General features: G+C 70.4%; 21 protein-coding genes and 1 pseudogene. 12 read left to right on the plus strand and 10 right to left on the minus strand.

All coding sequences use genetic code 11. The annotated features are described in order from the left end of the window. The 4 genes and pseudogenes from ACLBWX_RS03960 to ACLBWX_RS03975 all read left to right on the plus strand — a co-directional run. Positions 1-930, plus strand: a pseudogene (locus ACLBWX_RS03960) (IS481 family transposase); the annotation flags it as partial. A 376-nt stretch (positions 931-1,306) separates the two neighbouring features. Beyond that, complete coding sequence (locus ACLBWX_RS03965) at positions 1,307-1,846, plus strand: methanogen output domain 1-containing protein (protein ID WP_447675786.1); 540 nt, start codon at positions 1,307-1,309, stop codon at positions 1,844-1,846. Positions 1,847-1,886: 40 nt separating this feature from the next. Then, positions 1,887-3,017 carry a sensor histidine kinase gene (locus tag ACLBWX_RS03970; RefSeq protein ID WP_447675787.1) on the plus strand — a complete coding sequence of 377 codons (1,131 nt, stop codon included), beginning with the start codon at positions 1,887-1,889 and terminating at the stop codon, positions 3,015-3,017. After that, positions 3,010-3,684: a response regulator gene (locus ACLBWX_RS03975; RefSeq protein WP_447675788.1), complete on the plus strand. Its 675-nt coding sequence runs from the start codon at positions 3,010-3,012 to the stop codon at positions 3,682-3,684. The genes ACLBWX_RS03970 and ACLBWX_RS03975 overlap by 8 nt, the downstream gene beginning before the upstream one ends. Before the next feature lie 380 nt (positions 3,685-4,064). On the opposite strand, the gene ACLBWX_RS03980 is transcribed toward ACLBWX_RS03975, so the two are convergent. Further along, complete coding sequence (locus ACLBWX_RS03980) at positions 4,065-4,346, minus strand: DUF2312 domain-containing protein (protein ID WP_447675789.1); 282 nt, start codon at positions 4,344-4,346, stop codon at positions 4,065-4,067. A gap of 247 nt (positions 4,347-4,593) precedes the next feature. Then, entirely contained in the window at positions 4,594-4,809 is a 216-nt protein-coding gene (locus ACLBWX_RS03985; protein WP_447675790.1) for a hypothetical protein, read from the minus strand. A 299-nt stretch (positions 4,810-5,108) separates the two neighbouring features. Here ACLBWX_RS03985 and ACLBWX_RS03990 point away from each other — a divergent pair, with 299 nt between their 5' ends. Then, on the plus strand, positions 5,109-5,303 hold the full coding sequence (locus ACLBWX_RS03990) for a hypothetical protein (RefSeq protein ID WP_447675791.1): 195 nt from the start codon (positions 5,109-5,111) through the stop codon (positions 5,301-5,303). 600 nt (positions 5,304-5,903) lie between these two features. Next, positions 5,904-6,920, plus strand: coding sequence for an NAD(P)H-binding protein (locus ACLBWX_RS03995; RefSeq protein ID WP_447676052.1), 1,017 nt, complete (start codon positions 5,904-5,906; stop codon positions 6,918-6,920). A 249-nt stretch (positions 6,921-7,169) separates the two neighbouring features. Here the strand turns inward: ACLBWX_RS03995 and ACLBWX_RS04000 are convergent, their stop codons facing one another. Then, positions 7,170-8,567 (minus strand): LLM class flavin-dependent oxidoreductase, encoded by a 1,398-nt coding sequence (locus ACLBWX_RS04000; protein ID WP_447675792.1) that lies wholly within the window; start codon positions 8,565-8,567, stop codon positions 7,170-7,172. 342 nt (positions 8,568-8,909) lie between these two features. On the opposite strand from ACLBWX_RS04000, the gene ACLBWX_RS04005 reads away from it, so the two are divergent. The 5 genes from ACLBWX_RS04005 (at position 8,910) to ACLBWX_RS04025 (ending at position 14,204) form a co-directional block, all read left to right on the plus strand. Continuing rightward, complete coding sequence (locus ACLBWX_RS04005) at positions 8,910-10,127, plus strand: acyl-CoA dehydrogenase family protein (protein ID WP_447675793.1); 1,218 nt, start codon at positions 8,910-8,912, stop codon at positions 10,125-10,127. 12 nt (positions 10,128-10,139) lie between these two features. Then, a complete protein-coding gene (locus ACLBWX_RS04010) occupies positions 10,140-11,504 on the plus strand; it encodes an LLM class flavin-dependent oxidoreductase (RefSeq protein ID WP_447675794.1) in 1,365 nt (454 codons plus the stop codon). Between the two features lie 35 nt (positions 11,505-11,539). Further along, positions 11,540-12,544, plus strand: a complete 1,005-nt coding sequence (locus ACLBWX_RS04015; protein ID WP_447675795.1) for an aliphatic sulfonate ABC transporter substrate-binding protein — start codon at positions 11,540-11,542, stop codon at positions 12,542-12,544. 128 nt (positions 12,545-12,672) lie between these two features. Further along, on the plus strand, positions 12,673-13,413 hold the full coding sequence (locus tag ACLBWX_RS04020) for an ABC transporter permease (RefSeq protein WP_447676053.1): 741 nt from the start codon (positions 12,673-12,675) through the stop codon (positions 13,411-13,413). Between the two features lie 35 nt (positions 13,414-13,448). Further along, entirely contained in the window at positions 13,449-14,204 is a 756-nt protein-coding gene (locus ACLBWX_RS04025) for an ABC transporter ATP-binding protein (protein ID WP_447675796.1), read from the plus strand. Positions 14,205-14,247: 43 nt separating this feature from the next. On the opposite strand, the gene ACLBWX_RS04030 is transcribed toward ACLBWX_RS04025, so the two are convergent. From ACLBWX_RS04030 to ACLBWX_RS04055, 6 genes are all read right to left on the minus strand, one after another. After that, the gene (locus tag ACLBWX_RS04030; RefSeq protein ID WP_447675797.1) at positions 14,248-15,039 is read right to left on the minus strand and encodes a MetQ/NlpA family ABC transporter substrate-binding protein; all 792 of its coding nucleotides are present in this window, start codon (positions 15,037-15,039) and stop codon (positions 14,248-14,250) included. Positions 15,040-15,089: 50 nt separating this feature from the next. Continuing rightward, positions 15,090-15,755, minus strand: a complete 666-nt coding sequence (locus tag ACLBWX_RS04035) for a methionine ABC transporter permease (protein ID WP_447675798.1) — start codon at positions 15,753-15,755, stop codon at positions 15,090-15,092. After that, a complete protein-coding gene (locus ACLBWX_RS04040; protein ID WP_447675799.1) occupies positions 15,745-16,842 on the minus strand; it encodes a methionine ABC transporter ATP-binding protein in 1,098 nt (365 codons plus the stop codon). Before ACLBWX_RS04040 ends, ACLBWX_RS04035 begins: the two co-directional genes overlap by 11 nt. Positions 16,843-16,956: 114 nt before the next feature. Continuing rightward, positions 16,957-18,012 (minus strand): alpha/beta fold hydrolase, encoded by a 1,056-nt coding sequence (locus tag ACLBWX_RS04045; RefSeq protein WP_447675800.1) that lies wholly within the window; start codon positions 18,010-18,012, stop codon positions 16,957-16,959. A 185-nt stretch (positions 18,013-18,197) separates the two neighbouring features. Next, on the minus strand, positions 18,198-18,464 hold the full coding sequence (locus ACLBWX_RS04050; protein ID WP_447675801.1) for a hypothetical protein: 267 nt from the start codon (positions 18,462-18,464) through the stop codon (positions 18,198-18,200). A 238-nt stretch (positions 18,465-18,702) separates the two neighbouring features. Then, complete coding sequence (locus ACLBWX_RS04055; protein ID WP_447675802.1) at positions 18,703-18,876, minus strand: hypothetical protein; 174 nt, start codon at positions 18,874-18,876, stop codon at positions 18,703-18,705. Positions 18,877-19,588: 712 nt separating this feature from the next. On the opposite strand from ACLBWX_RS04055, the gene ACLBWX_RS04060 reads away from it, so the two are divergent. After that, the gene (locus ACLBWX_RS04060; RefSeq protein WP_447675803.1) at positions 19,589-20,410 is read left to right on the plus strand and encodes a PAS domain-containing protein; all 822 of its coding nucleotides are present in this window, start codon (positions 19,589-19,591) and stop codon (positions 20,408-20,410) included. A gap of 82 nt (positions 20,411-20,492) precedes the next feature. Here the strand turns inward: ACLBWX_RS04060 and ACLBWX_RS04065 are convergent, their stop codons facing one another. After that, a complete protein-coding gene (locus ACLBWX_RS04065; protein WP_447675804.1) occupies positions 20,493-21,812 on the minus strand; it encodes a polyhydroxyalkanoate depolymerase in 1,320 nt (439 codons plus the stop codon). Between the last annotated feature and the right edge of the window lie 359 nt (positions 21,813-22,171).

The following is a 22,171-nucleotide window of genomic DNA, read 5'->3' on the forward strand; positions in this document are numbered from 1 at the left end:
CATGGAAGCGCCACCACGACGGAGGCAGTCCGTCGCGCGATCCAGCTACGTGAAGAGAGCGTAAGGGCGCTGGCCCGGCGCTACGGCGTCAGTCCGACGACGGTGCAGAAGTGGCGCAAACGGGCGACGACGGCGGATGCCCGGATGGGACCCAAAGAGCCGCGCTCCACCGTGCTCACGCTCGAGGAGGAGGCGATCATCGTCGCTTTCCGACGGCACACGCTGCTCCCGCTCGACGACTGCCTCTATGGTCTGCAACCGACGATCCCGCACCTGACCCGGTCCTCGCTGCATCGCTGTCTGGAACGGCACGGCATCAGCCGATTGCCCGAGATCGACGGCGACAAACCCAAGAAGCAGCGCTTTGCGAGTTACGCCATCGGCTACGTCCACATCGACATCGCCGAGGTCAGCACCGCTGAGGGCAAGCTCAGGCTGTTCGTGGCCATCGACCGAACCAGCAAATTCGTCTTCGTGCGGCTGGTCGAGAGCGCCGGCAAGATGGAAGCCGCTCAGTTCCTCCGCGACTTCATCGAAGCGGTGCCTTACCGCATCCACACTGTGCTCACGGACAACGGCATTCAGTTCACGTCACGCCAGCGGGATATCTACGACAGTCAGCACATCTTCGATCGTGTATGCGACGAGCATAACATCGAGCACCGTCTGACCAAGGTGAACCACCCTTGGACCAACGGGCAAGTCGAACGAATGAACCGTACGATCAAAGACGCGACGGTCAAACGCTACCACTACGACAGCCATGCTCAGCTGCGAACGCATCTGCATCTGTTCATCGATGCCTACAACTATGCCCGCAGGCTCAAGACGCTGCGCGGCTTGACGCCCACCGAGTTCATCCTGAACGCCTGGACGAAAGAGCCCGATCGCTTCAGGCTCGATCCGTCACACCTCATCCCGGGACCGTACATCTACGTCTCGCCGTCGACGACGAAGGGGAGCAGGGACGACGCATACTACGTAGGCTACGTCGAGCTCGACGGAGGGGAACTCGACCGCCTCGGGCCAGGTAAACGCCTGGTTCCGGGCATGCCCGTGGAGGTTCACGTCGCCACGGAAGAGCGTTCGGCCCTGTCTTACCTGGTCAAGCCGGTCCTGGACCAGTTCACCCGGACTTTCCGCGAGCGATAGGGTCCGTCGACGGATGTAACCGACGATTGCGTCTCGCTCATTTTTTGAACAACACATATATCTGGTTCTTACAGTCTTACTGTACAGTCACGTAGATTTTCACGAATGGCGGTGCTATCGATTTGAGAAGCTAAGTGCAGAGGGGATTCGTGCTATGGCGGATCAAGCGACCAGCGGCGCTGACTTTGGTGATGCGCCGATCTCGATCGACCGCGAGGGCTATCTCGGCCTCGTCGTCAAGGCCTTGAGCACGACCCTCGAGGACACCGTCGGGACGCGCGAGGCGAGCGGCTTCCTCAACCTCGTCGGCCTCGCGGTCTCCGAGGAGATCCAGAGGCAGTATCTCGCGGCGGCGGGCACGCCACGGCTGAACCGCAAGGTCCTTCCGGGCGCCCTCGTCGACCTGAAGCGGCGGCTGGGAGGGGAGTTCTACGTCATCGAGGACTCCGACGACCGCATCGTCCTCGGCAACCGCCGCTGTCCCTTCGGCGACCTCGTGAGGGCCTGCCCGTCGCTCTGCAACATGACCTCGCACGTGTTCGGCCACATGGTTGCGGAGAGCCAGGGCTATGGACGGGTTACCCTCGCAGACACCATCGCCCGCGGCGCCGGCAGCTGCCGGATCGTCATCGACCTCGACGCCGACGCTCCCGGCGAGGGAGGGCAGGCCTACTACGGACGCGGCGACGCCTAGGTCCGACTTCCACGCGCTCTTCGCGTTCGTCCCCGGCCCCATGCTGATCGTCCGCCGCGGGGGGCTGCTGCAGGCGCTCAATTCGGCCGCCCGCGAATCCCTTCCCGCGCTCCGGGTCGGTGAGATCCCGGTGGGGCACGGCCCGAAGCGGGACGCCTTCCTCAGGTACCTCGATTGCTGCGCCACGACGGGCGCCCTCGTGCCGGGCGCCGTGTTCCTGGAGGGCGTCGACGGCGTCCCGGAGCGCCATACCTGCCTCGGAGCCCGTGCACGCCTCCGGGACATGGGCGAAGGCGTGTCGGTCCTGCTCCATCTCGACGGGGCGGCGTTCGACCGGCGCTTCAAGGTCCTGTCCGGCAAGCTTCACGACGCCCGACGCATCATGCAGGAGCGCAGGCGCCGCGCGCGGCAGATGCAGGCGCTCCTGGAAGAGCGGGGCCGCCTGCTCGGCCGCCTGGAGGAGGATGCGGCGGCGCGCCAGGCGGCCGAACGCGAGCGCGACACGGTGCTGAACCGGTTGTACCGCGCGGGACAGGACGAGCGCCGCCGCCTTGCCCGCGATCTCCACGACCATGCGGGACAGCATCTCGTCGCCCTCAACTTCGGGCTGCGGCGCCTCACGTCGCGGCTGGCGGATCCGAAGGCGAAGTCCGAGATCGATCAACTCCTGCGGCAAGCCCAGGACATCGAGCAGGCCCTGAGACGCGTCACACTGGAATTGCGGCCCGCGGCGCTGGACGAGTTCGGCGTCGTCACCGCCTTGCGTCATCTCGTGGGGGAATGGGGCCGCACCACCGGTGTCGCCACCGAGTTCCAGCTGGTCGGACCCGAAGCGGCCTTGTCGACCGAGGTCGCCATCACGCTCTATCGCCTGACCCAGGAAGCTCTCACGAACGTGGCCAAGCACGCGGGCGAGCCGAGCGGCGTCTCCGTCGTGCTGCTGTTCGGCCTCGACCATCTCACGCTCACCGTCGACGACGACGGCATCGGCTTCGAAGCGGACGACGCCTCGTCCCGCGCCCTCGTCGCCCAGGGCAAGCTCGGGTTGATCGGGATGCGTGAACGCATGGCCCTGGTCGGCGGCAGTCTGGAGCTCGAATCCGCGCCGGGACGCGGAACCACGGTCATGGCGCGGATCCGCCTGGTGGAGGATGCATCCGAGGATGTCTGAGCGTTCCCTCATCCGGGCCGTCCTGGCGGACGACCATCCGGTGTTCCGTCACGGCGTGGCCGACCTGCTCGCCCAGACGGGCGAGGTCGTCATCGTCGCTGCCGTGGACAACGGTCCGGCGGCGGTCCAGGCCACCCTGGAACTGGCGCCCGACATCGCCATCCTCGATCTGGCCATGCCCGAGCTGAACGGCGTCGCGGTGATCCGAAGGCTCGGCGAGCGGCAGAGCCCGGCGCGCACGATCATCCTCAGCGTCTACGAGAGCCGGGTCTACGTCGATCAGGCGTTCGAGGCCGGAGCGGGTGGTTACGTCCTGAAACGCTCGGCCTTCCTCAACATCGCGCAGGCGGTGCGTGCGGTCTGCGCGGGTGGGACCTACATCGACCCCTGCCTGCCGGCCCGCTCCACGGGTCCCCATCGCCTCGTGGCCGGTCCCGTCCATGACGAGGACAGGGCTTCCCTGACGGATCGAGAGCGGGACATCCTTCGCTTCGTGGCGTTCGGTTTCACCAGCAAGGAGGTCGCGGACCGCCTCGGAGCCACCGCCAAGGCCGTCGAAACGCAGAAGGCCAGGGCCTGCTGCCGGCTGGGCATCACCAGCCGAGCCCAGATCGTCCAGTTCGCGATCCTGCAGGGATGGTTGCAGGGCGACATCCCGGTTCGGTGAGGCCCGGCCCCGTGGACGGCTCGGTGCCCGGTCCCGCGGCGCGGTGAGAGGGGGGCGGCCAGGGACGGTCCGGCCCTCGGAACCGCGTTGCTCCAGGGCCGAGCGATCCCGGCGGGTGGGCGAGAACGCGTCTCCCGGTCGGGGTGCCCTCCCCCGCCCGAGCGCAGCGGTCGTGGCGGGGCGATCAGGCCCGGGTCGCGTTCCGGAACGCTCGGCTGCGCGAGGCGGTGGAGCAGGACCGGGCAGGTCTTGCGCCGATCACCGGCCTCGCTCGGCCACCCCGCGCCCCGGCGACGTGAACGACGCGAGGATGCGCGCTGCCGGGGAGATCCTCCGACCCCCACGGCAGCGCGGCGCGCGATCGGGTTCCCGGTCGGCGCTCAGGCGGCCTCGGCCATCGGCGCCGGGCTCGGAGCCTCCATCGCACGCATGTAGACGTCGAGCAGCGTCTCGTGCTCGTCCCGCGCGTCCTGATCCAGCTTGCGCAGCTTCAGGATCTCCTTGAGGATCTTCACGTCCAAGCCTTCGCCCTTGGCTTCCAGGAAGATCTCCTTCTTGGCTTCCATGAGGTCCTTGATCTCCTCCTCGACCTTCTCCACGCGCTCGATGATCGAGCGGATGCGGTCGCCGGCAACCCCAACGGTGTCGATGGTGTCGGACATGCTCTCTCCTGGGCTGTTCCGACCCGAAACCTCGTGGGTCTGGGTAAGCGAGAGGTTAAAGCGTGCCGCGGGATGCGCGGGAATTTCTCCGCGACGCGGGAGCCGGGGCGCTTGCCGCCTCCGTCGCCGACGTCGCTCCGTGCCGAGCCCCGGTCGAGGCGCGACCCAGCGCGAATGGACAAAGCCCCGCCAGGAGGACCCGGCGGGGCTTTCGGACGTGTCGCTTCCGTGCGGAGCCGAAGCGTGTTCAGGCGGCGGCCACGGCCGCGCCGGCCGAAGCGTTCTGGTTTCCGACCTTGATGGCGCCGGCCTTGGCAGATGCAGGCGAACCCTGGGTCGCGGCGACGAGCTCGCCGGCGGACGGAGTGGCGCCGGCCTCGGGGCCGAGGCGATCGGCCAGGAAGGTCACCAGCGCGATATTGGCGGTGCCGGCAGCGAGAACGGCGAGGAGCAGGGTGATCATGGTGCAGGGCCCGGGTGTTCGTTTGCGTTGCAGCATCTATGACAGCGCCCGCGCCTCGTTGGTATGCCAGATGCCAAATACCAGTCATTCGCTGGCTGCATGCGTCGGCCCGAATACCGGCCGAGCCCCTACTTTCAAGTAGTATAATTCGGAATCCTCGGTCCGCGACGCGCTATTTTGCATGGACAGCGGTTTGGTGATCTGCTTAACCCGGGTCGGAAGCGCGCCCGGGGAACAGCCGAGTTCGTGCGTATCGCTTGGATATCGGGTCTTGCCCGCGGAATTAAGTGGAGTTCTGGATGTCTGCTGCCAGAAATCGTGAAGCTTCTGAACAGTGGATCACGCCGCCAGAGCCTGCGCTCGACCGCTACATACTGCGCACGCGCGGCCGTGCCGCGAACGATAACCAGGGTTCCTCTTCGAAGGTTTTTCCAATTTCGGCTTGCCTGGCGCTGAGCGGTGCGCTCACGCTCCTGGTTGCCCTCGTCCGCTGAGGCGGCACGGATGGCCGGCTTCGCCATGAGCGTCGCCGTGCGACAACGACCCGTTCGGGATTCTTCCCGGATCAAGGTGCTCCCGCGGGATCCGTCGCCGGACGCGTCGAGACGGATGCGTGCCTGACCCATCGTCTGGCGAAGGAGCGGCCCATGCCTCCGCCCGCGTCCAGGGGATCTGCGAGAGCGCATGGTTGCGGCGGGGGCTGAGCGAACCCGATGCCGTGGAAGGGGCGGCCCGTTTCGGGGTGTGGCCGTCGAGCGCCGGTCCGAACGCTTCCGGCTCGAAGACCCGATCGCACCCAGACCGTCGCGCGTTCTCACCCGTCCGGACCGCTGGCGCTGGTTCAGGACGGCCATCGCCGCGACGGATCGCATCGCTTCGCCCACCTCGCGCCCTCGTGAGACCGGTACAGCCACTCGGCGGAGCTTTGCGACCCGCTCTTCGCCCGCAGGTCCCGTCCCGCGATGACATCCGCGACAGGGCGCAAAGCCATGCGGCAGGAAGCACCGCGTTCCAGGGAACAGGCCAGATTTCACGCCGGGGATGCTAACGTGCAGCGGGAGCCGTCGGATCTGGTCGGACTCGGCACGGGAGGTGTGAGCGTGGATCGACCGAACGGCGGCCGACAAAGGCGCGTTCTCGTCATCGGCGGGACCGGCACGATCGGTCGTGCCACCGTGCGGGCGCTGGTGTCGCGCGGTCACGCGGTCTCGTGCCTCGTGCGACGCAGCGCAGAGCGCGCCGACCCGTCGGGACGAGCAGACCTCGCCCGGTCGCTCTCCGGTGCAGCCGTGCGGTACGCAGACGTCACCGATCCCGCGTCGCTCGATCGGGACGGGTTCCGCGGTGAGCCCTTCGACGTCCTGGTCTCGTGTCTGGCGTCGCGCACGGGATTGCCGGATGACGCGTGGGCGATCGACTATCGCGCGCAGGTGAGCGCGTTGCAGACGAGCAAGGCTGCGGGCGTGACGCACGTCATCCTTCTCTCGGCGATCTGTGTCCAGAGACCGATTCTCGCCTTTCAACGCGCCAAACTGGCGTTCGAGAGGGAGCTGATCGCATCCGGACTCGACTACACGATCGTGCGGCCCACGGCCTTCTTCAAATCGCTCTCCGGGCAGCTCGATCGCGTGAGACGCGGAAAGCCGTTTCTGGTCTTCGGGGACGGCAGGCTGACGGCGTGCAAGCCGATCAGCGACGACGATCTGGGAGACTATCTCGCCGAGTGCCTCGATCGGGAAGACCGGCGCAATCGCATCCTCCCGATCGGGGGACCGGGCGATGCGATCACGCCGAAGGCGCAGGGCGAGCGGCTGTTCGCCCTGCTCGGGCGCAAACCGCGATTTCGGCATGTTCCGGTCAGGCTGCTGGATGTGATCATCGCCATCCTGAGCGCGTTCGGGCGTCTGGTGCCGCCCCTCGCCGCCAAAGCGGAGCTTGCACGCATCGGGCGCTACTATGCGACGGAATCCATGCTCGTCCTGGATCCGGCGACGGGCCAATACGATGCGGACGCGACCCCTTCGACGGGTTCGCAGACCTTGTTCGACTATTATGCGCGCATCGTCCGCGGCGAGGCCGTCGTCGAGCGCGGCGATCACTCCGTGTTCTGAGGCAGACGCCCACCGATCTCGACAGATCGGGCCTCCTGACCTGCCGACCGGAGCCAGAGCACGGATGACCCCTATCCCGACCCCGCAAGATCCGAATTCCCGTCGCGGTGGAATCGATACCGGCCCGTACGATCCACGTTCGATGCGGGGGGCTCGTTGCCGGTCCGCATCCGGCCGCCGAACCGGAGCGCGCGTTCGCGCGATGTCGGCAGGTGGTTCGCAGCGGGCGGCGAATTTCCATTTTCTGCTTCACGAGGCCGCCAGCGAAGCCGCCGGCGCATCCCCGCGGAACCCGGCGCCGGGATGGGTCGCCTTGAGGAGCGGGCCTGCGCCCGGGAACAGCTTCTCGCGCAGCGTGCCCGCCGCGTAGCGGGTCTTGAAGGCGCCGCGCGATTGGAGTTCCGGCACGACGAGGTCGACGAAGGCCGCCAGGGTCTCGGGCGCCACCGCGCGGGTCAGGTTGAAGCCGTCGGCATCGGTGGCCTCGGCCCAGGCCACGAGTTCGTCGGCGACCTCGGAGGGCGCGCCGACGATGAAGGGCGCGCGCGCCCCGCGCGGGCCGAACGCGGCGAAGTCCGCCCGGGTGAAGGGCCGCTCGCCGGCCTGCGTCAGGTTCTCCACCAGGGACTGCATGGCATCGGTCTTGACGTAGGCCAGGGCCTCGTCGGGTCCCAGGGCCGACAGGTCGATGCCGGTCCAGCCCGAGACCAGGGCGAGCTGACCCTCGACATCGATGTAGCGCGCATACTCGTCGCGCAAGGACAGGGCCTCGGCGCGGGTCGGCGCCACGATCACCGTGGCGCCGAGGAACATGCGGATGTCGTAGGGGTCGCGCCCGGCGGCGCGGGCCGCCTCGCGCAGCTCGCGCACGGCCTTGGCGGCCAGGGGCTTCGTCTGTCCGTTCAGGAACACCGCCTCGGCGTGGCGCCCCGCGAAGAGCCTGCCCCGGCGGGAGGTGCCCGCCTGGTAGAGCACCGGCGTGCGCTGCGGCGAGGGCTCGGCGAGATGGCGGCCGTCGACGCGGTAGTACGGCCCGTCATGCCGGATGCGATGGACCCGTGCCGGATCGGTGAAGACGCCGCCGGCCCGGTCGCGCCGGACGGCGCCCGCCTCCCAGCTGCCCTCCCAGAGCTTGTAGGCGGCCTCCAGGAAGTCGTCCCCCGCGTCGTAGCGGGTGTCGTGCGCCCGGGCCGTGTCCTGGCCCATGCCGCGGGCGCCGCTCTCGAGGTAGCCGGTGACGATGTTCCAGCCGACCCGGCCGCCGGTGAGGTGGTCGAGGGTCGTGATCCGGCGGGCGAAGGGATAGGGGTGCTCGTAGGTCAGGTTGGCGGTGACGCCGAAGCCGAGGTGGCGGGTCGCCTGCGCCATGGCGGGCACCACCAGGAACGGATCGAGGTTGGGCGCCTGCGCCGCCCGCGCCAGGGCCGCGTCGGCATTGCCGCCATAGACGTCGTACTGCCCGAGCACGTCGGCGAGGAAGACCCCGTCGAAGAGGCCGCGCTCCGCGGTGCGCGCGAGATCCACCCAGTAGTCGAGGCTGTTGTAGGCGCTGCCCGTGTCGCGCGGATGCCGCCACAGGCCGGCCCAGGTATGGCCCGGCGAGGCCATCTGGAAGGCGTTCAGCCGGAGCTCGCGGCGCGTCGTCATCGAAGGATCCGTCCGGAGGAGGCGTGAGGGAGCAGGCGTGGCCTCGCCGGCCCTCGCCCGGGCAGGCGAGAGGCACCGGCGGGCGTCTGCGAAGTTCAGGGTATTGGTCCCGACCATTCGGTCAACAAGAACCTTCTTTTTCTGATCGCGTCTTCCAGAGCATGATCGTTCTTCCAAAGATGATCCCGGAGATACGTGTCCCAAATGCATGCAATCGCACGTCATTGCTGCGACGAAGACTTGAGTTTCTGGCGATAATCACGGATCTCAGCGGCTTCTGCCCGTGGTCTTCGGCCGGTTCGGGTGGGGTGCGCACGCAGCTCAGGACGGGATTGCAGGATCATGTCGCAAACGGATGCGGGCTGGGGTGCCGGCCCGAGCGCCCGCTACGAGGACCTCGCCGGGCGCTTTCGCCCGGCCTTCGCCGAGATCCGCGCCACCGCCGTGGCGCGGGACGGCGAACGCCGGCTGCCGCATGCCGAGATCGGCCGGCTCAAGGAGGCGGGGTTCACCACCCTGCGCCTGGCCGAGGCGGAGGGCGGGCACGGGGCGAGTCTGCCCGAACTGTTCAACCTGCTGATCGAGCTGTCGCAGGGGGATTCCAACGTCACCAACGCGCTGCGCGCGCATTTCGGCTTCACCGAGGACGTGCTGTGCTCGACCTCGCCCGCCTGGCGGGCGCGCTGGACCCAGCGGATCGCCGCCGGCCAGACCATCGGCAGCGGCGTCTCGGAGACCGGGGAGGCCAAGGTCGGCCGGTTCGACACCATCATCCGCCGGCGCGGGGCCGAGCGGGTCGTCGACGGCCGGAAATTCTATACGACCGGCTCGCTGTTCGCCGACTGGATCCACCTCTCGGCCCAGGACGAGGACGGCGCGCCCGTGGTCGCGGCGGTCTCGACCGAAGCGCCGGGCGTCGAGATCGTCGACGACTGGGATGGGTTCGGACAGGCGCTGACGGCGAGCGGCACCGCGCATTTCACCGGGGTCGTGGTCGAGCCCGACTGGATCAAGCCGGACCCGGCGCGCTTCCCCTACGCCATGGCGTTCTTCCAGCTCGTGCACCTCGCGACCCTCGCGGGCATCGGCCGGGCGGCGGCCGAGGACGTCGCCCGGCTGGTGGCCGAGCGCCGGCGCGTCTACAGCCACGGCAATGCCGCGCGCAGCGGCGACGATCCGCAGATCCAGGCCGTGGTCGGCCGCGTCCGGGGCAACGCCTACGCGGCCGGCGCCATCGTGCTGAAGGCGGCCGAGGCGCTGCAGCGGGCGTTCGAGGCCCGCCGCGACGGTACCGACACGACGGGTCCGGCGGCACTCGCGGATGTCGAGGTCAACCAGGCGGTCACGGTGGTGACGAACCTCGTGCTGGAGGCCACCACCGGCCTGTTCGACGCGCTGGGCGCCTCGGCGGTGAAGGAGAGCCTGGGTCTCGACCGCTACTGGCGCAACGCCCGCACCATCGCCTCCCACAATCCGCGGATCTACCGGGACCGCATCGTCGGGGCCTTCGCGGTCAACGGGACCGCGCCGCCGCGCGAGTACCGCGTCGGCGCGGCCTGAGGGAGATTCGCGATGCCGGCCCGCTCCGACCGCATGCGCCTCGGCGCCTTCCTGTATCCCGGCGGGCACCACGTCGCGGCGTGGCGCCACCCGTCCGCCCAGGCCGATGCCGGCGTCAACGCCGCGCATTACCGGCGGATCGCCCGAACGGCGGAGGCGGCGAAGTTCGACCTGATCTTCCTCGCCGACGGCGTCGCGGTCCGGGGCGAGGACATCGACGCCCTGAGCCGCACGGCGATCCGCTACGTCGGGCAGTTCGAGCCCCTGACCCTGCTCTCCCACCTCTCGGCGGTCACCGAGCGGATCGGCCTCGTGGCCACCGCCTCCACCACCTACAACGAGCCGTTCCACGTCGCCCGCAAGTTCGCCTCCCTCGACCATCTCAGCGAGGGCCGGGCGGGCTGGAACCTCGTGACCTCCGCCGACCCGCGCGAAGCCTGGAACTTCAGCCGCGAGAGCCACCTCGCCCACGCCCATCGCTACGCCCGGGCGGAGGAGTTCGTCGACGTGGTCCGGGGCCTCTGGGATTCCTACGCGGACGACGCCTTCGTGCGCGACCGGGAGTCCGGCCGGTTCTTCGACCCGGACCGGTTGCACCTCCTCGCCCACGAGGGCGCGCACTTCTCGGTGCGCGGGCCCCTCAACGTGCCGCGCCCGCCCCAGGGCCACCCGGTCGTGGTGCAGGCGGGCTCCTCCGAGGCCGGCAAGGCGCTGGCCGCCCGCACCGCCGAGATCATCTTCACGGCCCAGACGACCCTGGAGGACGCGACCGCCTTCTACGCGGACGTGAAGGGCCGCATGGCCGGTTTCGGGCGCGACCCGGACCATCTCAAGATCATGCCCGGCGCCTTCCCGGTCGTCGGGCGGTCGGAGGGCGAAGCCCAGGACCGCTACGGCGCCTTGCAGGATCTGATCCACCCCGTGGTCGGCCGCTCGCTCCTCGAACAGCTGGCCGGCGCCGACCTGTCGGCCTATCCGGACGAGGCCCTGGTGCCCGACCTGCCCGAGACCGAGGGCGGCAAGAGCCGGCAGGCCCTGATGCTGACGCTGGCGAGGCGCGACGGGCTGACCATCCGCGAGCTCTACCTGCGCATCGCCGGGGCGCGCGGACACTGGACCCTGGTCGGCACGCCGGACCGGATCGCCGACGCGCTGCAGGAGCGCTTCGAGGCCCACGGGGCGGACGGCTTCAACATCATGCCGCCGACCCTGCCCGGCGGCCTCGACGACTTCGCCGCCCTGGTGATCCCCGAGCTCCAGCGCCGCGGCCTGTTCCGCACGGACTACGAGGGCCGCACCCTTCGCGAAAACCTCGGTTTGCCGCGGCCGCCCCATCGCCACCCCGCCGCCGCGATCCGGGGGCCGACCGCCCCATGACCCGTCCTCCCTCTCCGCACCAGGACCCCGAACCCATGACGTTTCCCCCGCGGAACCGCCGCGCCTCCCGCACCCGCCGCCGCCTCCTCGCCGTCGCCTGCGCCGCCCTCCTGCCGCTGGGCACGGCCCGGCGGAGCACGGCCGCCGAGGTGACGGAGGTCCGCCTCGACTGGGCGACCTACAACCCGGTCAGCCTCGTCCTGAAGGACAGGGGGTTCCTCGAATCCGCCCTGAAGGACCGGGGCATCGCCGTGCGCTGGACGCAGTCGCTCGGGTCGAACAAGGCGCTGGAATTCCTCAACGGCGGGGCCATCGACTTCGGTTCCTCGGCCGGCGCGGCCGCCCTGCTGGCGCGCATCAACGGCAACCCGGTCAAGGCGATCTACGCCTACTCCCAGCCGGAATGGACCGCCCTGGTGACCACCCGGGACAGCGGCATCCGGACGCCCGCGGACCTCAAGGGCAAGCGGATCGCGGTGACGCGGGGCACCGATCCGCACATCTTCCTGATCCGCGCCCTGCAGGGCGCCGGGCTCACCGAGAAGGACGCCAAGCTCGTCCTCCTCCAGCACGCCGACGGCCGCACCGCCCTGGAGCGCGGCGACGTGGATGCCTGGGCCGGCCTCGACCCGATGATGGCGGCCTCCGAGATCGAGGGCGGCACCCGGCTGTTCTTCCGGGACCCGGCCGCCAACACCTGGGGCGTCCTCGACGTGCGCGAGGATTTCGCCAAGGCCCATCCGGACCTCGTCCGGATCGTCCTCGCCGCCTACGAGCAGGCGCGCACCTACGCGATCGCCAACCCGGAGGCCGTGACGCGCGCCCTGGTGGGCGCGACGAAGCTGCCCGAACCCGTGATCGCCCGCCAGCTCGCCCGCACCGACCTCACGCGGCCCGAGATCGGCGGGGTCCAGGCCGAGAGCATCCGGGCGGCGGGCCTCGCCCTGCAGCAGGCCGGCGTGATCCCGGCGGAGACCGATGTGGCCGCGGCCGTCGACGGGCTGATCGATCCCCGCTTCGCCGCCGGGTCCGAGCGGTGAGCGCGGGCGCCGCGTCCCGGCTCCTCGCGCCCGGCGCAGGCGGCGACCGCGCCGCTCCGGCCACGACCGGGCCGAGCCATGCCTGGCGGCGGAACGCCGGGCGCGCGGGCGGGCGCCTCGTCCTCGGCGTGCTGATCCCCCTGGCCCTCGCCCTGGGCTGGGAGCTCGCCATCCGGTCCGGCCTCGCCCAGGGGCGGCTGCTGCCGCCGCCGAGCCGGGTCCTCGGCACGCTGCTGGCGCTGGCCCAGTCCGGGGACCTCCGGCTGCATGTCCAGGCGACGCTGCTGCGCGTCGCCCTCGGCTTCGTGGCCGGCGCCGGGGCGGGCATCCTCGTGGGCGCCCTCACCGGCACGCTCCCGCTCGCCCGGCATCTCCTCGACCCCAGCCTGCAGGCCCTGCGGGCGGTGCCCTCGCTCGCCTGGGTGCCGCTCTTCATCCTGTGGCTCGGAATCCTCGAGACGCCGAAGGTGGTGCTGATCGCCGTGGGCGTGTTCTTCCCGGTCTATGTCGGGGTCTCGGGCGCGATCGCCTCGGTGGATCGCAAGCTGGTGGAGGTCGGGCGCATCTTCCGCCTGTCGCGCCTCGCGCTCGCCCGCCGCATCCTGCTGCCGGCGGTGCTGCCCGGCACCCTCGTGGCGCTCCGCACGGGCCTCGGGCTCGGCTTCCTGTTCGTGGTCGCGGCCGAGCTGATGGGCGCCTCGGAGGGGCTCGGCTACCTCCTGGTGGACGGCCAGCAATTCGGGAAGCCGGACCAGATCCTGGCGGCCATCCTGGCCTTCGCCGTGCTGGGCAAGCTCGCCGACGGCCTCCTCGTCCTGGCGACCCGCCCGCTGCTGCGCTGGCAGGATGTCGGCCGCGGCACCCTCTAGGACCGCCCCATGGACCTTGCCTCGGACACACGGCGATGCTGACGATCCAGGACCTCTCGAAGACCTACGCGGACGGGACGCAGGCGCTCGCCGGCCTGACCCTCTCCCTCGCGCCCGGCGAGATCGTCGCCGTGGTCGGCGGCTCGGGTTGCGGGAAGACCACCCTCCTGCGCCTGGTGGCGGGCCTCGACGCGGAGACGGCGGGTCTGATCCGGCTCGACGGGACGACCATCGACGGCCCGCATCCCGGCCTCGGCCTCGTCTTCCAGGAGCCGCGCCTGCTGCCCTGGCTCACCATCGCCGGGAATGTCGGCTTCGGCCTCGCGGACCGGCCGGCGGCCGAGCGCCGAACCCGCGTCGCCCGGGCGCTCGCCCGCGTCGGCCTCGCCGACCATGCGGGGCGTTGGCCACGCGAGCTCTCCGGCGGCCAGCAGCAGCGCGTCGCCATCGCCCGGGCCTTCGTGGCCGACCCCCGGGTCCTCCTGCTCGACGAGCCGTTCTCGGCCCTCGACGCCGTCACGCGCGAGGACCTGCACCGCCACCTGCTGGCGCTGTGGGCCGAGACCCGCCCGACCATCGTCCTCGTCACACACGACGTCGCCGAGGCCGCTTCCCTCGCGGACCGGGTCGTGGTCATGCGCCCCCATCCCGGCCGCATCCACCGGACGGTCGCGGTCGACGCGCCCCGCTCGGGGGATGCCGTGGCCCATCTCCGGACCTCGCGGGGCCTGCGGACCCTGCTGGACGAGTCCCTCGCCCCATCCGCACGGCGGGCGGCCCTCGCCGTCTGACGGGCGTGCCCGGACGCCGTCGGCGCGTCCGGGCCTCGGCGCCCTACCAGCTCGTGAGCACCGCCCCGCCGAAGGTCGCCTCCACGAAGGCCTTGGTCTCGGGCGTGCGGTAGCTCTCCACCAGGGCCTTGACCCAGGGCTTGTCCTTGTCGGCCTCGCGCACCGCCAGCATGTTCACGTAGGGTCCCTTCGGCTCTTCCTTCAGGAGCGCGTCGGAGGGCTTGAGGCCGGCGGGCGTCGCGTAGTTGGTGTTGACCGCCGCCGCGTCCACGTCCTCGAGGGCGCGGGGCGTCTGGGCCGCATCCACCTCGATGAAGCGGAGCTTGCGCGGGTTCTCGACGATGTCGGCCACCGTGGGCTTGAAGCCGGTGCCGGCGGCGAGCTTGATCACGCCCTTGTCCTGCAGGAGCAGCAGCGAGCGCCCGCCATTGGTCGGGTCGTTCTGGATCGCGATCGTGCCGCCGTTCGGCACCGCGTCGAAGCTCCGGTGGCGCTTCGAATAGATGCCGAGGGGGAAGTTCACCGTGAGGCCGACACCGGTGATCCGGTAGCCCCGGTCGGCCTTCTGGTTGTCGAGGAAGGGCTGGTTCTGGAACGAGTTGGCCTCGATCTCGCCGGCCGACAGCGCCTCGTTCGGCACGACGTAGTCGGAGAACTCGATGATCTGGAGGTCGAGACCGTTTTTGGCCGCGTTCCGCTTCACCGCCTCGAGGATCTGCGCGTGCGGCCCCGGCGTCGCCCCGATGCGGATGCGCGTCAGGGGCTCGGCCCGGGCCGGCCCCGGAAGGACGGCAGAGGCGGCGAGGAGGGCGGCGAGGGTCAGGGCGCGCAGCATGGCGGATCGTCCGGTTCGGTAGCGGAAGGGTTGGACGGGAGAGCGGCGCGTCAGGCCGGGCGGATGCGCCGGTTCAGGCGTCGCGCCAGGCCCTCGCCGACGGTCTGTACCGCCTGCACGAGGACGACGAGGACGACGACCACGGCCAGCATCATCTCGGGCCGGAAGCGCTGGTAGCCGTAGCGGATGCCGAGGTCGCCGAGACCCCCGCCGCCGACGGCGCCGACCATGGCCGAGAACCCGAGGAGCGAGACCACCGCGAGGGTCAGCCCCGACACGATGCCGGGCAGCGCCTCGGGGATCAGCACCTTGGCGATGATCTGCCCCGGGCGGGCGCCGAAGGCGCGGGCCGCCTCGACGAGGCCCGGATCGACCTCCCGGATCGCCGCCTCGATCAGGCGCGCCAGAAAGGGGGTCGCCGCCACCGTGAGCGGCACCGTGGCGGCGAGGGTTCCGATGGAGGTGCCGGCGATGAGCCGCGTGAAGGGGATGATCGCCACCACCAGGATGATGAAGGGCGTCGAGCGGGTCGCGTTGACGACGAAGCCCAGCACCGCGTTCGCGATCGGCGCGGCGAGGAGTTCGCCCCGCCGGCTCGTCGCCAGGAAGATCCCCAGCGGCAGGCCGAACAGGGTGCCGAAGGAGGCGGCGAGCGCCACCATCGTGAGGGTGTCGAGGGTGGCCTGGACGAGGAGGCGGATCAGCTCAGGCGACACGGAACGCCTCCTGGGCCGTCGGCAGGTATCCCAGGATCTGGCTCTCGACGCCGTGCTGCGCGAGGTAGGCCCGCGCCCGTGCCGCCACGTCGGGCGCCGGCGGCAGCCCGATCGCCAGGGAGCCGAAGGGACGGCCGCCGATCTCGTCCACGGTGCCGGCCAGGATCGCGGCCTCGATGCCGGTCTCGCGGGCGAGCCGCGCCAGGATCGCGCTGCCGTCCGGCGCGTCCTCGAAGGCGATGCGCAGCACCACGGTCGCGCCGGGGCGGCCGCCGGTGCCGATCCGCGCCGCCAGCGCCGGCGGGAGCCCGTGCCCCATCTCACCGGCGAGGAGGGAGCGGGTGATCTCCGCCTGCGGCCGGGTGAAGACCGCGAAGGCCGAGCCCTCCTCGACGATCGCGCCGTGCTCGATCACCGCGACCCGGTCCGCCACGGCGCGCACCACCGACATCTCATGGGTGATGAGCACGATCGTGAGGCCGAGCTCGCGGTTGATCCGGCCCAGGAGCGCCAGGATCGAGCGGGTGGTCTCCGGGTCCAGGGCCGAGGTCGCCTCGTCGGAGAGCAGCACGTCCGGCCGCGTCGCCAGGGCGCGGGCGATGCCGACGCGCTGCTTCTGCCCGCCCGACAGCTCGGCGGGATGGCGCCCCGCCTGGTCCGCCAGCCCCACGAGGGCGAGCAACTCGGCGACCCGCGCGCGGATCGCGGCCGGCGCCCAGCCGGCGATCTCCAGGGGCAGCGCGACGTTGCCGGCCGCGTCCCGCGACGAGAGCAGGTTGAAGTGCTGGAAGATCATGCCGACCCGGGCGCGCAGGGTCCGCAGGTCCCGCTCGCGCAGGGCCGACACCTCGGACGTCCCGACCCAGACGCGGCCCGAGCTCGGCCGCTCGAGGCCGTTGATCAGGCGGATCAGGGTCGACTTGCCGGCGCCGGAGCGCCCGATGATGCCGAGGATCGACCCGGCCGGAACCGCGAGGTCGATGCCCTGGAGGGCGGCGACGGCCGGGCCGCCGCGCCGGGGCGCATAGGTCTTCGAGACGGATTCGAACCGGATCACGGCCTCGGCGGGATGGGCGGTCGACGGCATGGACGGGGATGATCCGCGGCCCGGTCCCGCGCTTGCCGGCTCGAGGAACCGGAAGACGGGAGCGGGTCTCATGAAGCACAAGATCGGGCTTCGTTTATCCGCGTCCGATCCGCATCAAGTCAATGAAAGCAGAGACCAAATTACGCCGCCGCAGAGGATGAAGCCCGTGGTGCCGGACGGTCGCGCAAGAAGGTTCTTCCCCGAAACCGCGCCGCGCGCCGCGCCGGCGCCGACGAGCGGATCGGCCTCCCGGACCGGCCGCTGCGCTATGCCGTGCCGACCGCCGCGGTCCGGTCCCGCCGGCTCGTCTCCCGCCGCGAGGAGGAACGGGAGAAGGACGGCGGCGAAGGCTTCCGGATGCGAGTAGTTGATGCCATGGGCGGCGCCCGGAATGACGGCGAGACGGCCGCGAGGCAGGGCACCGGCGAGGTCCGCGACGAAGGCCCGGGGAACGATGTAGTCCCGCGTGCCCCAGACCACGAGCGTCGGCTGCGCGATCCGGCGCACCTTCTCCCCGATGCGATTGTCGACCATGCTGCGCAGGGTCAGGATGTAGCGTCCGATCCCGCCACGGGCATAGTCGGAGAGCGCCACCCCGGCGAGCGACCAGCGCTCGAACGGCGCGATGGCGATGAAGCCGATGACCTGCCGGATGAGGTTGCGCGCCTCCGGGTCCGGCGTCGGCCCCTGCAGCACGAGGCGGTCGACGAGCTGGGGATGAGCGAGCGCCAGCTCGACCAGCACCTCGCAGCCGAGGGAATTGCCGACGAAGGCGGCGCGCTCCAGCCCGCTCGCTCGCATCCAGGCCGCCAGCGCATCCGCGAGTTCGCGAACCGTCAGAACGTGGCGAGGCTTCTCGCTCGCGCCGAAGCCGGGCAGGTCGGGTGCGTAGACCCGGACGTGAGGGGCGAGCGCGCGCGCGAGCGGAACCATGTAGCGGCTCGACATCCCGAGGCCGTGGACGAGGATCACGGGCAGCCGGTCGTTCGGGACGGGGTCGACCGAGACGCGGGCCCGCATCGTCCGGCCGTCGACGCGGATCCGCCGCGCCGCGAGCCGGCGCCGCTTCGCGCCGCAGTCCCGGCCGGCGCACCGCCGGGCCCAGGCTTGGACGAGAGCCAGACCGGCCCAGATCCCGCCAGCCGTCACGAGGATCCATCGCAGGGGCACACGCGTCTTCCCGTTTCGGCCAAGGTCGGTCTCGCACCGGGCGCCGGCAAGGGCCGCCTGCGGCAAGACGCGACCAGCGACGCGATCGTTCCGGGGGCCAGCCGGCGCGCTCGGTGCGGTCTGCGCCGAACGGCAGCGGACCTTCCGCTTGGGCAGGGGCTCGTCCGTCGCGATCTCGACCTACGTCACGCGCTGTCCCGCCGAGCCAGCAGGATCGCGGCGCGAACGACGCCGCGCTTCAATCGCGCGACCGAAATCGCGTCCGTGTCGGCCATGCAGGCCCATTCGCGAGAGGCGGCGTGATCCGCGAGGTCGATCCGGGCGCCGTCGTCGAACGCGAAGGCCGTGATGGTCGGATCCGCGAGACAGGCGTCGACGGCCGCGCCGACATTCTCCTCCGTCAGAGGCCCTGCCAGGAACGTGTTGTCTCGGATGCCGTCGACGCGCGTCATACCGCAATCTTCGCATATGTTGGGCCAACGCCGACATGCGCGCGACCAAAGCGGTGCGGTGCCGCCGGGCCGGCCGCGCTCCCCGGACCGTCGCCATCTCCCTTGGAGTGGCCGCGCCCGCGACGGCCGTCACCCGGGCGGTGCGGGTCGTCGGCGCCTCACCCGCCCGCCGACGATGCGAGGAACGCCGGCGCCCGTCGGTTCCGGCCGAACCCCGCGCGACGCCCGGGGCCGGGGTTCAGAAGGCATCGTAGGCTTCGGCCGTGCCCGGATGCGCCTCCAGCGTGAGCTTCCGGATATCGACTCCCGGGATGGCGCCCGCTTCGGATATCGGGGGGCTCGTGAACATCACGGCCCAGAAGGCCAGGGTGGCCACGCCCAAAGCCGCGGCGAACAAGGTTGACCTACGCATCGGATGAACCTCTTCAGGATCGTCGGGGAAAGAAACTCTGCCGTTCTCGAGTCCGGATCGCCGGATCACGCGTCGTCAGTGGGAGGCGGAACGCGGGCCGATCGCCGGTCCGGAGGCGGTCCGGCGGTCCCGTTCGAGCCGTGCCGTCTCGATGAGCGCGAACGGGTTCTCCGCATCGGCCAGCGCGGACATCGTCGACCCCACGGCCGGCATCCGAGCCTGTTCGAACAGCGCGAGGACCGCGAATAATCCCCAGATCGTCACAATCAGAACGGGCGGTTTTTGGTCTCGCATCGGGATCTCCCACCGAACGATCCGCGATCACTGAGCCAACTTCGGTCGATCCGCCTCCCCCATTCGTCGGATGTGCTGGTCGAATATTGCATCCCGGAAAATCGACGAATGAGATCTGTTTCCGGCGGCAACGAAGATGCTTGGGGCGGGCCGCTCAGATTTTTGTCACGAGACCCGTTGCTGCGGGATCGCGATTGTGCGACGAACCTGTGTCCGTGCAGAGCGAGACGGGAGAGCCCAGGTCGGCGCGAGCCGGTCATGGCGTCCAGGAGCGACCGCCCCCGGGAGCTCCGAGGCACAATCCCGTAGCGCTGGACGATCTGGAGTGCGACGCCGCGTGCGTCACCGATGGGCTGGCGTCGTCCTTTCGAGGGCGAGTCCGGCTCGCAGGCACCCGCGACAGAGGGGGGCGACCGAAGTGCTTGGTGCGGGCATTTCGTGCCCGCCGGTCGAGGAGTGTGCCATGTTTCCCGATGACGACGAATTCGAATTCGTTGGCCCAGATCGCGGCTGGAACTACGAGCCCTCGCGGGCCGAGCTGTTCAAGCAGTTCAGGTCGCCGGTCTACACGACCGATGCGGATGGCTGGCTGACCTATTACAACGATGCGGCGGCCGAGCTTTGGGGCTACCGCCCGGAACTCGGCAAGACCCGCTGGTGCGGCGCCTGGCGGATCTTCACGACCGACGGTGCTCCGCTGCCGCTGGACCAATGCCCGATGGCCGTGGCGATCAAGGAAGGGCGGCTGGTCCGGGGCGTTCAGGCGGTGCTGGAACGGCCGGATGGCACGCGCATTCCGTTCATGCCCTATCCCACCCCCCTGCGGGACGCGTCGGGCGCCGTGGTCGCGGCGTCCAATCAGCTGGTGCAGATCACCAACCTCGGCCGCCGGGACGCACTCGGCCAGGAGGCTTTCGGCGCGGACGGGCAGGCGCCCGGTTTCGACGATCTGACGCGCGATCTCCAGGCCACCCTGGCCGCGCGGGCCGATGTGGAGGTCGAGTACCGCGTGGACTGCGAGCGCCTCGGAGGATGGACCGGCCCCGCCGCCGAGAAGCGGACGCTCCTGCATCAGATCGAGCGGCGGCGGCAGCGGCGGCGGGCGGTCCTCGACCGGCGCCTGGACGAACTCCAGCGGCGCACGACCGCACTCATGTCTGCCGAAGTGACGGCGCCCGGTCCGTCCACGGCGGCCGCCTGGATGGGAGCCTTCCGGGCGCAGCCGACGTCGTTTCACTGACCCTGCGGGTCCGCCGATTCCGCGGCCCGGCCCAGCTCCGCCTCAGGCGTGCAGGGCCGGGTCTCGGACCTGGAGATCCGCCTCAGGCATGCAGGGCCGGCGGGACGCCGGCCGAGGCCTGCGCCGCGATGGCCACGAAGGCCGGCAATGCAGCCGCCTCCGGGCGCTGCACCGCCTCCGCGACCGGAACGGGGCGGATCTCCGCTCGGCTCGCGGCCGCGTCGCCGTGCGCCGCGATGAAGGCGCTGATCTTCGGGACGATCTCGGCCCGGAAGCGCGAGCCGTTGAAGATCCCGTAGTGGCCGGCTCCGATCTGCAGATGGTAGGCCTTCTTGTCGGGCGACAGGTTCGGCGTCAGGTCCAGCGCCGCGCGCGTTTGGCCGATGCCGGTGATGTCGTCCTTCTCGCCCTCGATCGCCATCACGGCACAGCGGCGGATCGCGCCGAGGTCCACCGGCCGGCCACGATGCTGCATCTCGCCCTTCGGCAGGCGATGCTCGATGAACACGCTCTCGATGGTCTGGAGGTAGTACTCGGCCGTGAGGTCCATCACCGCCAGGTACTCGTCGTAGAACTCGCGGTGCTTCGTGGCCGAGTCGCCGTCGCCCTGCACGAGATGATCGAACATGTCCCAATGCGCGATCCGATGCCGGTCGAGGTTCATGCTCAGGAAGCCGGCGAGCTGGAGGAAGCCGGGATAGACCTTGCGGCCGTGCCCGATCTGCGGCCAGGGCACCGGGTGGATGCAGTGCCGCTCGAACCACTCGATGGCGTGTTCCTGCGGGAGCTTGTTCACCGCGGTCGGTGAGCGGCGGGTGTCGATGGGGCCGCCGACCAGCACCACCGAGCGGGGCAACCCCCGGCGATCCTCGGCCTCCATGCGGGCGATGGCCGCGAGGACGGGCACGGAAGGCTGGCACACCGCCATCACGTTCAGGTCGGGGCCGAGCGCCTCGAACAGGTCCATGCAGTAATCGATGTAGTCGTCCAGATCGAAGGCGCCGGCCGATTGCGGCACCTGCTTGGCGTCGGCCCAATCGGTGATGAACACCTGATGCGTGTCGAGGAACGCGCTCACGGTGCCGCGCAGCAGCGTGGCGTAGTGGCCGGAGAGCGGAGCCACCAGAAGCAGCTTGGGTTTGGTCGAGGGCTCGCCGAAGGCGATGACGCGGCAGAACGGTTTTTCCCAGACGACGCGCTCGACCGCAGGCAGGTTGAAGCTCGGCTTGGCGTAGCTGCGCGTCGTGCGCTCGAACAATTCGCAGGAGGCGGCCATCGCGCGGCTGCTCGACGTGTAGGCGAAGGGGCTGAAGGGGCTCTGGCAGGCGGTTCGGGCGACACCGGCAGCCATGCGCGCCGGCATGAGCATCAGGTCGCAGACGTCACGCATCAGGTACAGCATACGGGTCTATCCTTCCGGCTCGCCAAAATCGAAGCCGTTCGTCCAATGGTGCTTAACGCTCCAGCACTATGTTGCGTTGCCTGCAGGCAGCGCGCGCATTCCTTGAGCAGCCTGCGCGAGGGTATACCAAGTGTCGCCCCTCTGGTTCCCGACTTTCGGGTCGACGGACGAGATGGCGCGGGGTGGTGCGTTTAGGCAACATAGTTCCAGGGATGGCGCTGATCCGCCTGGCCTGTCCTCCGCGCGGGCCTCGCTCCTCCGCCCGGCGGCGCGGACCGCTCGGGCACCCTCGCGGGCTCAGGGCTGCGGTCCCGCCCTGCGATGGCCGGGCATGATCCGGGTCATCGAGCCCATCGGCG

The sequence above is a fragment of the Methylobacterium sp. M6A4_1b genome (assembly GCF_053345175.1).

Excerpts from the sequence above, each read along its gene's own strand:
- ACLBWX_RS03965 (WP_447675786.1), top strand. The coding sequence starts at position 1,307 with ATGGCGGATCAAGCGACCAGCGGCGCTGACTTTGGTGATGCGCCGATC.
- ACLBWX_RS03970 (WP_447675787.1), top strand. The coding sequence starts at position 1,887 with ATGCTGATCGTCCGCCGCGGGGGGCTGCTGCAGGCGCTCAATTCGGCC.
- ACLBWX_RS03975 (WP_447675788.1), top strand. The coding sequence starts at position 3,010 with ATGTCTGAGCGTTCCCTCATCCGGGCCGTCCTGGCGGACGACCATCCG.
- ACLBWX_RS03980 (WP_447675789.1), bottom strand. The coding sequence starts at position 4,346 with ATGTCCGACACCATCGACACCGTTGGGGTTGCCGGCGACCGCATCCGC.
- ACLBWX_RS03985 (WP_447675790.1), bottom strand. The coding sequence starts at position 4,809 with ATGATCACCCTGCTCCTCGCCGTTCTCGCTGCCGGCACCGCCAATATC.
- ACLBWX_RS03990 (WP_447675791.1), top strand. The coding sequence starts at position 5,109 with ATGTCTGCTGCCAGAAATCGTGAAGCTTCTGAACAGTGGATCACGCCG.
- ACLBWX_RS04000 (WP_447675792.1), bottom strand. The coding sequence starts at position 8,567 with ATGACGACGCGCCGCGAGCTCCGGCTGAACGCCTTCCAGATGGCCTCG.
- ACLBWX_RS04005 (WP_447675793.1), top strand. The coding sequence starts at position 8,910 with ATGTCGCAAACGGATGCGGGCTGGGGTGCCGGCCCGAGCGCCCGCTAC.
- ACLBWX_RS04010 (WP_447675794.1), top strand. The coding sequence starts at position 10,140 with ATGCCGGCCCGCTCCGACCGCATGCGCCTCGGCGCCTTCCTGTATCCC.
- ACLBWX_RS04015 (WP_447675795.1), top strand. The coding sequence starts at position 11,540 with ATGACGTTTCCCCCGCGGAACCGCCGCGCCTCCCGCACCCGCCGCCGC.
- ACLBWX_RS04025 (WP_447675796.1), top strand. The coding sequence starts at position 13,449 with ATGCTGACGATCCAGGACCTCTCGAAGACCTACGCGGACGGGACGCAG.
- ACLBWX_RS04030 (WP_447675797.1), bottom strand. The coding sequence starts at position 15,039 with ATGCTGCGCGCCCTGACCCTCGCCGCCCTCCTCGCCGCCTCTGCCGTC.
- ACLBWX_RS04040 (WP_447675799.1), bottom strand. The coding sequence starts at position 16,842 with ATGCCGTCGACCGCCCATCCCGCCGAGGCCGTGATCCGGTTCGAATCC.
- ACLBWX_RS04050 (WP_447675801.1), bottom strand. The coding sequence starts at position 18,464 with ATGACGCGCGTCGACGGCATCCGAGACAACACGTTCCTGGCAGGGCCT.
- ACLBWX_RS04055 (WP_447675802.1), bottom strand. The coding sequence starts at position 18,876 with ATGCGTAGGTCAACCTTGTTCGCCGCGGCTTTGGGCGTGGCCACCCTG.
- ACLBWX_RS04065 (WP_447675804.1), bottom strand. The coding sequence starts at position 21,812 with ATGCTGTACCTGATGCGTGACGTCTGCGACCTGATGCTCATGCCGGCG.